This is a genomic window from Kitasatospora cheerisanensis KCTC 2395 (genome assembly GCF_000696185.1).
Classification (GTDB): domain Bacteria; phylum Actinomycetota; class Actinomycetes; order Streptomycetales; family Streptomycetaceae; genus Kitasatospora; species Kitasatospora cheerisanensis.
Map to the genome: position 1 here is coordinate 1,087,651 of NZ_KK853997.1, position 1,634 is coordinate 1,089,284.

Sequence of the window (1,634 nt, forward strand, 5' to 3'; positions counted from 1 at the left end):
GAGTCGGCGGCCACGGCCGCGTCCGGCTACAGCTGGAACAACGTGCAGATCGGCGGCGGCGGCTTCGTCCCGGGCATCGTCTTCAACCAGGGGCAGAAGGGTCTGGTGTACGCGCGCACCGATGTCGGCGGCGCGTACCGGCAGGACCCGGCGACCAAGCAGTGGATACCGCTGCTGGATTCGGTCGGCTGGGCGGACTGGAACCTGACGGGTGTGGCCAGTCTGGCCACCGACGCCAAGGACCCGAAGCGGGTGTACCTGGCGGCGGGCAGCTACACCAACAGCTGGGACCCGGCGAACGGGGCGATCCTCCGCTCCACCGACCAGGGGGCGAGCTGGCAGCGCAGCACGCTGCCGTTCAAGGTCGGCGGCAACATGCCGGGGCGCGGCATGGGCGAGCGCCTGGCGATCGACCCGAACAACGACGCGGTGCTGTGGTTCGGCGCGCCGAGCGGCAACGGGCTGTGGCGCAGCGCCGACTACGGGGTCACCTGGTCGCGGGTAAGCGCTTTCCCGGTGACCGGCACCTACGCGCCGGACCCGTCGGACAGTTCGGGCTACCAGAGCGATCCGCTGGGCATCCTGTGGGAGGTGTTCGACCAGGGCAGCGGCACGGTGAACGGCGTCACCCGGACGATGTTCGTCGGCGTCGCGGACAAGCAGAACAGCGTGTACCGCTCGGACGACGGCGGCTCGACCTGGACCAGGATCGGCGGCCAGCCGACCGGCATGGTGCCGCACAAGGCGGTGCTGGACGCGACCGGCGGGAACCTGTTCGTCTCGTACAGCGACACCGGCGGTCCGTACGACGGGGCGCACGGCGACGTGTGGAAGTACGCCTCGGCGAGCGGGACTTGGTCGAACGTCAGCCCGGTGCCGTCCTCGGACAGCTCGAACAACTACTTCGGCTACTCGGGGCTGACGATCGACCGGCAGCACCCGAACGTGCTGATGGTGACGGGCTACAGCTCCTGGTGGCCGGACACCCGGATCTGGCGGTCCACCGACTCGGGCGCGACCTGGAAGCCGTTCTGGTCGTACGGGAGTTACCCGAACCGCGACGACCAGTACGGCATCGACGTCTCCTCCGTGCCGTGGCTGACGTTCAACGCGAACCCGTCGCCGCCGGAGGAGACGCCGAAGCTGGGGTGGATGACGGAGTCGCTGGAGATCGACCCGTTCGACTCCGACCGGATGATGTACGGCACCGGGGCGACGCTGTACGGCTCGTCGAACCTGACCGCGTTCGACAAGGGGCAGAAGGTCGCGATCGCCCCCGTGGTGAAGGGACTTGAGGAGACGGCGGTCAACGACCTGGTCTCGCCGCCGTCGGGCGCGCCGCTGCTGAGCGCGCTCGGCGACCTCGGCGGGTTCCGGCACGACGACCTGACGAAGGTGCCCTCGCGGATGTTCACCCAGCCGGACTTCTCCTCCGGCACCTCGCTCGACTTCGCCGAGTCCACGCCGGCCACCCTGGTCCGGGTCGGCGACCTCGCCTCGGACTCGACGGGCAAGCACATCGGCTACTCGACGGACGGCGGCGCGAACTGGTTCGCGGCCTCCGCCGAGCCGTCCGGCGTGACGGGCGGCGGCCAGGTCGCGCTGGCGGCGGACGGCTCCGCGACGGTGTGGAG

General features: G+C 70.3%; 1 protein-coding gene. It reads left to right on the forward strand.

The features are described 5' to 3' along the window. On the forward strand, positions 1–1,634 hold a 1,634-nt coding region (locus KCH_RS04785; protein WP_035870780.1), incomplete at both ends, for a xyloglucanase.